The organism is Anaerovirgula multivorans (assembly GCF_900188145.1).
GTDB classification, from domain to species: Bacteria; Bacillota; Clostridia; order Peptostreptococcales; family Natronincolaceae; genus Anaerovirgula; species Anaerovirgula multivorans.
On the sequence record NZ_FZOJ01000019.1, the window covers coordinates 81992 to 89494 of the forward strand.

Here is a 7503-nt window from a genome sequence, read left to right on the forward strand (position 1 = left end):
TTTTTAGCTCCCAAGTTACAAAATATCATTCTTAGAGAAACAAAGTTAAACTGTATTTCTTTTCATTATCAGACACTAATTTTCTTTAAAAAATCCCCATGCTCATGAAAAATTCACAAGTATGGGGAAATAGTATAAAACCACTATAGTTTAGCTAGCTATTGAAATAATTTATACTCTATCGATATAAATATACTTATCCTTTAAGCCTTTTCCACTCTTCTTTGTTTCTTAAATTCAAAACCACCACCTATTGCCAGAGTTGCCAACGGAAAAATATAACATAGTACAGCATAGGGTGCATAGTTTATCGTTGCAATACCTGAAATCATCCCGATGATTAGTGCATTGACATTCCAGGGTATTAAAGGAGCAATGATGGTTCCTGTATCAGAAATGGTTCTTGCTAAAGCTTTATTATCTAGTCCAACCTCAGTGTATTTTGTTTGTAATAGCCTTCCAGGAATAATAATGCCAACTGCCTGATCACAGGTTGCTACTGTCAGTATGCTACTAATCATTCCCGTTTTAAGAATCAATTGTCTTTTAGATTTTACACGATCTATCACCTTGTTAACAACAAGCTTGATTAGTCCGCACCTTTCTAATAAACTGCTTAGTGCTATAGCCCCTGCTACGATGAGAACTACCTCGATCATTGCTACGATTCCACCACTATAAAGAATTTTATTTAACTCAATGGAAGCAGTATTTCCCCTAAAACCAAAAACCATTGCCCCTATTACATGGTTAAAAGTCATTTTTTGCATACCGATACTAATGATTATTCCCCCAATCAATCCCAATGATATGGTAGGAATAATCTTAACTCCTGCTATCGTCAGACACAATACGCCTAACGGCAATAACAACAGTAGAGGCGATATATTAAACCCTTGTAATATAGCGGTTTGATAATCCATTAAAGTCCCTGCATCTGCTGATACCGAATACCCTTCCCCCAGCATAGTATATATTGCTGCCGTTAAAAGATAGACGGGTATAAGAGTTTTTGCCATAGACTTTAAGGTCTCCTTATAAGTGGTTTGAGTTGTAGATAAGGTCAAATTTAGGAGTCCTGAAATAGGAGAAATTTTATCTGCTAAATAAGCACCTGAGACAATTGCCCCCAACAGCATGCCTTCTGGTATGCCAAAGCCTCTTCCTATCCCTAGCAGTGCTATTCCTATCGTACTTACTGTACCAACTGCTGTTCCTATAAATATTGCCATCAAGGAGGTAATCAGAAAAGCTGCCAGTAAAAAATTCATTTCCTGCATATACTGAAATCCATAGTAGATCATAGCTGGTACAACCCCTGAAGACAACCAAATAGATACGGTTGCACCAATTAACAAAATTAATAAGAAGAAAGGCTTACATTCTATTAAACCTTCTGTTATCATTTGTCCTAACGCATATGCCGAAAACCCTCTTCTCAACAATAGTAAATAGGCAAAAACAACACTACATAAAAAACTCCAAAATAAAGAGGCATTGAGTAAAATACAGCCTCCTATAAAAACCAAAGTAGCTATTGCGATAATATTAGCATCTTTTTTAGTAACATGATTATTTTTCATAGATCCACCTTCATTATAATAATTTAGCTTATTGCTTCATTTATAGGCATACGCCCCTAAATTTTAATATACTAAGAGCTACATTTGTAGTCCTCCGCTATGCTTTTCGGACCCATGTATTTCTATAACCTATCAATGTCAATCACTTATGTATTCGATGAAATAATGAAAATCCCTCCTAATATAAGGAGGGATTTCGATTATTTAATATAAAGCTTTTACTATAACAGTTACTGCTTCCGCCCTTGTTGCATTGGCTTTTGGTTTGTAGGTATTGTCTTGATATCCAGTAATGATCTTGTTTTCAGATGCTGTATTCACAGCGCCTAATGCCCATAAGGAAATATTATCTCTGTCAACAAATGTTGTAACACCTTCTTTGATGTCTAGCTTAGCTGCCTTAACAATCATGCTTGCCATTTGCTCTCTTGTAATTAAGTCATTGGGTCCGAAGGCAGTATCGCTGTAACCTGATACAATACCATGAGCTGCTGCAGCAGCGATATAATCCTTTGCCCAATGGTTTTGCGTATCACTAAATACCCTTCCATTACTTACTTCTAGTCCAAATGCCTTCACTATTACTGTTGCAAATTCTGCTCTTGTTATATTGTTATTTGGTTTGAAAGTACCATCACTGTATCCAGTGATTGCTCCTAAGTTTACAAGTTTTTTGATATTTTCTTCAGCCCAGTGTCCTTGGATATCAGTAAAGTTCAACGCTGGTACTTCTTCTTCTATCTTTTCTTCTTCCACTGTCTTCTCTACTGCAAAAACAGCAAACTTAGTAAAGTGATCAACGTCCCCACTGACGGTGCCTTTTGTTAAATCTACCTTTACATTGTCTAATTCAATCCATTCCTCTGCTTCCTCATCAAACCAGAAAATGCTGAAGGTGTATTTATTGTGATCTACCTTTGACTTGTCAAAAGGTAATGTAATGGTAACAGATTTATCAAAGTTTCCTTCTATATTCTTTTCAATTTCAAAGACATCACTTACCAATCTAAATAATCCACTGATTGGTAGTGAGGAAGTATTGCCAACTATCTCTACTGTGATGGTGATATCTCCTGATGTAGCATTAGCTGGTACCTTTACGCTTGCACCTTTAATCGTTACAGTACCGCCTTTTGATGCGGTGATTTTATTGTTCGGAGTTGAGGAACCACCACTGCTGCTGCTTCCACCACTTGAAGGAGCTACTGGTAAATCTAGCATCATATCTTCTTTAGCAGTTGCATCATAGATAGCGTTTGCTAGCATTCTAAACTGATGTTGTGGATGGGCTCTATTATGAATATGATTAGCAAATAAGGTGATTTTTGAATCTCCTATGTTGTCAGTAATGATAAAAGCTTTATCTCTTACTCCTTGATTATCTGGCCACCATCCTGCCTTGAAATAGTCATCTCTATCAACTATTCTTGCCAACACCGTAGAGGTTGCTGGAACAGATGCAATCCAAGCGGCAGATTTGTTATATAAGATTTCTTCTTCATTGTATCTACCCATGATAATATTGTCTATATCTATAGCAGCTCTTAATGCACCCTCATAAGCATTATTAGCTGTTGTGCCTCTTTCAAGACCTGTCAATAGCCCACTTTGTTGCATTCTTAGTAAAGGTGTTCCACCAACTCCAATGTATGAGGTTCCCGATAATACAGCTTCCTTTATAGCACTATTATTGGTATAACCAATCGTATCTACGATTACACCTGCTTGAGTATAGGAATCAACAAGGTTAAATCTAAGCAAATTGTCTAGTACATAGATCATCTCTGCACCATATCCTACCACCTTAGGTTGTTGTAAAAGCTTTGCTTTAACAGGATTCTTGCCATAAGGTAATACATCTGCTTCTAAGTAATATTCATTCTTTAAACTCTCTAAATCAGCTTTAGATACTACAAAATCTCCCTTTCTATATTGATCAACATTTTCATTGAGGATGATCACTTCTTTGTTATTAGCTAGTAACTCGTTTACAGCTTTTATAACATCGTTATTGGTATTTTTTATTATATATTTAGTGGCATTCCCGCTTACAGTGGTTGCAGGTATAGTTGCGTCTGTTACTCTATCCGTTTTACCTGCAAATACACCATCAACTCTTACTTCATATCTATCAAATCCTCTTAAATCATGGAAAAGCTGTGTAGTTTCAGCGTACATTTCTGACCAATCAGAAAAGTCTGCTCCATCAAATAGTACTGCATTGGCATATCCCCGTTTTGCTTGACGCATTGGTACAATAAAAGTTCCAGTTGGATAAGTTATATCTCCTACTGTCACAGCTTGTTTTGTTTTCTCAACTTTAATTCCATTTCTCAAAAGATATTCTACCATTTTATAGGCAGCTAAACTGTTCTTTTGTAGATTATTTTCTATAGGAATTACATAATACTCTGGGAAGAAGTTGGCGTTATCCCCTCTTGGTCTTCCTATTGATTGGCGATTAGCATTTACAAACCATTTGTCAACAGCTCTATTATCTATTCCTTCTACACCCCGTCGATAGATTTCTAATTGATTTTTAAATAGTTTATCCTTGTTTTCCAATACATGTTTGATAGAACCAAGACCTGCATATACAGTTGCATCGTGGGAATCTTGGTTAAGCTCAGGCATCTCAATAGTATGTCCCATAGCTCCGTGCATCATAGCATACATTGCCCCATATACTACGGTTGCATCATCCCAACCAGCATCATAATCAAATCTAGGAATTATATATTCCTCATATTTTGTGTTGCTAATTCCCGCTCTACCCATGGCATGAGCATGTTCGATCATACCATCCATTAATAAATCATATTCATAGTTAGGATCATGAGGAGGTGTACATGGTTCAATTAAGAATTCAGCAACAAAACCATGAAAATCATTAAATACCATAGGAGACCACTTGGCTATTTCTTCAACAACCGCTCTGGTTTCTACTTGGGTTTGGTAGCTCATATCACGGTTCAAGTCAAATCCTGGAACTGTACCTCTTGTAGTATAATATCTGCCATCAGGATTTTGAGTTATATTAAATAAGAAGATAAAGTTGTCCAAAACCTCCTCTACATCTAAAGTAACTATCACTTTATTTCCATTATCATCTAAGGTTTTAAATTCAGCTGTGTCTTCTGTAGCGAACATTTGAATTAATTGTATTTGAGCATCTACACCAGGTGTTTCATCTGGATGAAGATTGTGGAACCATATAGCTGGTTTATGATCTCCAGCTGTACCATTGTTTATTTTACTGATTAGTGCTGCTGGATTTTCCAACATCATCGGTAAAGTTTCATTTTCATATTTTGTTATGTCACTTTGGCTTTTTGCTAAAATTACGAAAGGTATTTCTCTATTTTCATAGGATTCACCTAATGATTTGTATTCTAAGTATCTGTCTTCTTTAGCCGTATTGATTATTTCTTGAATGGCTGGTTTGATTTCATCATATTTATGATACCAGTCGTATACATTGAGTTTAAGATGTGTTTTAGCAGATGTCTCTGTAGATTCATCTCTTACTCTGAGATTATATTCGCCTATCATATCTTCAATATAAATCCTGAAAACCCTATAGCTTAAATCATCATAAGCGTCATTGCCATTTCTATATGGTAATTCAAATAGAATTGTTGCTTTTACTTGGCCTAACTCTATCTTTGGTTCCTCACTAAAAGAAATAAACGATGGTCCTGAATAACTTCCTGTTTGATTATCATAGGACTTCCATTCTTCAAATGCCAATCCTCCAAAGGTCCATTCTAAATCCTCTAGGTCTGGAACATACCCTAAGTCAATAATTACTTCTATTTCTCTCTCTTCTGTTAGAGAAATAAGTTTTTGACTTGCATTAATTCCCATATAATCAGGAGGATTAATTCCCAATAGTAAGCGATAAAGTAAGGTAGTAAAAGTATGGAGTCTTTCCTCTACTCTATCTGGAAATTCTGTCATTAGAAAATCAAGATCATCTTTTTCATTATGGAATATGGTTCCATGCTTTTCAGTTTGTGTATAGCCATCTAGTTCACCGATTTCCCAATTGGTTGCTTCAAAATATGCCCAATGAATACCTGCCGCTTGGAAGGGTACATGGTCACTAAATGGCCCTGTTGTGCCCGCTGGATAATCTGGATTTAAACCTGGGTTTGTTTCTACATTTAAACCAAGTGTGTTTGCCAGTGCCAATGCCTGACCTCTAATCCAGCCTTCTTCTTCCAGACCTCCATAGACATACATTTTGTCTCCAGCCACAAGGCTATCAAGGTTAATCATCGCTACAGTATTTTCTATTTCTTCTTCAGTCATTTGACTAACATAGTATCTTGAACCTCTTAATCCAACTTCTTCAGCCCCAAAGGCTATAAAACGAATCGTATATTCAGTATCTATGTCTTTTAGCATTTCTGCTACTTCCAGCATAACTCCTATGCCAGAAGCATTGTCATCTGCCCCTACACCTTTTGCTACTGAATCATAATGAGCTCCTACAATAACTTCTTTTGTAGAAGATCCAGATTTTACTGCGATAACATTGGCAGAGTTAAATTGGTTGCCTTCTCTTGTATATGTAAAGTCTTGTATTTTATTGCTATAACCAATGTCATCAAATATTTCAACGATATAATCTCTAGCCTGTTTCTCGTAAACGGTGGCCGCCACTCTTGCTCCAATATCCTTTGATAAGAACACAACATGTCCGTAGGCCTTCTCTCCAACGGTCGCTGCTTCTTGAGACATAAAAAGCTTATTAGATGCCTCCATTGCCATTGGTGCAAACGTTGATTCAAAGAGCATTTCTTCATCTCTATCCTCTGAAGCATATATAGCCCCAAATGGATTGCTAGCAGTCCTTAGTTCTTCTCCTTCTTGGTTAATTTCAACATATCTGTCACTGCCTTTGAATAGCTGTGATGGTTCTAATGCAAATGCTGAAGGCACCAGCATAGATAAAACCATAATAAGAACCATCATAAATGCTAATCGCTTCTTAAACATAAAATTCCCCCTTTAAAATATAATCTTTTATATTAGGATAAACCAATAGTAATCACACATAGATATGTAACTCCATACTTGAATTTTAATATACGCAGTCTACGATTTCCCCCAAAACCATGGGCCGCAAATGTAGCCCTTAGTATATCAAAATTTCACCTTGTATAAGCGACTGACATGAAATCATAGATTTCAGTCATCTGCTTAAGTTCTGTAGTTGGTTACCCATATCTTTGTTTATCCCTATATACTTGCATAAGTTTAAGTGATTAAACTACATTCCTCCTAACATATGAAATATTTCACCCTCTAGCTTCCATCCACCATAATCCATCTTCAAAGAAAATTGTATTTCTATTTCTTTTTTTCTCAGTTTTATGATAACTTCTGCCATTGCTTGATTTTTTTCCTTATCAACTTCTATCCTTGTTATTTCCTTGAGAAACCCCAATTCAATGTCATAGTCAGAATGAATCAAAAAATAGTTTAAGGGGACAGATTTTTGAAAAAACGTATCCAAATAACTATACAGCTTCAATGTGTTTCCCATATAATGGGCTTCATAAAAGCTCTTCAGTACATTTTCTATCTGCTTTTCATGATTTCTAAAATCAATGATCTTTTCTCCCATAATTTGCTCCTTTTCATTTCACTATAACTTTATTCAACTACACTAAGTACTTCTAAGGCTTGTCCATATCTAAGTACCTAGATTTTGTACAAACAAGACCATAGCACTTTCCAATAGTTACCATGGTAGCATTACCAAAAAACAACTAAAGGTGAGAATAGCCCGCCCATAGAAGTATTTTTTATCCCCCAAAAATCCTACGAAAGGCGGTATCTCACCTATGAAAAGTATATCATTCAAACTAGATGAGAATAAAGTGGTAAATACTTCTGCTTGGCTTGTTTC

At 36.0% G+C, this 7503-nt stretch carries 3 protein-coding genes; all 3 read right to left on the reverse strand.

The window, feature by feature from the left end; all coding sequences use genetic code 11:
* Nucleotides 1-203 precede the first annotated feature (203 nt).
* The gene (locus CHB72_RS16875; protein ID WP_089284041.1) at nt 204-1583 is read right to left on the reverse strand and encodes a Na+/H+ antiporter NhaC family protein; all 1380 of its coding nucleotides are present in this window, start codon (nt 1581-1583) and stop codon (nt 204-206) included.
* A 204-nt stretch (nt 1584-1787) separates the two neighbouring features.
* A complete protein-coding gene (locus tag CHB72_RS16880) occupies nt 1788-6587 on the reverse strand; it encodes a M20/M25/M40 family metallo-hydrolase (protein WP_089284042.1) in 4800 nt (1599 codons plus the stop codon).
* Nucleotides 6588-6861: 274 nt separating this feature from the next.
* The gene (locus CHB72_RS16885) at nt 6862-7218 is read right to left on the reverse strand and encodes a hypothetical protein (protein ID WP_089284043.1); all 357 of its coding nucleotides are present in this window, start codon (nt 7216-7218) and stop codon (nt 6862-6864) included.
* Nucleotides 7219-7503: the final 285 nt, after the last annotated feature.

What these genes read in the sequence shown, in the direction of transcription:
- CHB72_RS16885 (WP_089284043.1), bottom strand. Translation starts at nt 7,218, where the DNA reads ATGGGAGAAAAGATCATTGATTTTAGAAATCATGAAAAGCAGATAGAA.
- CHB72_RS16875 (WP_089284041.1), bottom strand. Translation starts at nt 1,583, where the DNA reads ATGAAAAATAATCATGTTACTAAAAAAGATGCTAATATTATCGCAATA.
- CHB72_RS16880 (WP_089284042.1), bottom strand. Translation starts at nt 6,587, where the DNA reads ATGTTTAAGAAGCGATTAGCATTTATGATGGTTCTTATTATGGTTTTA.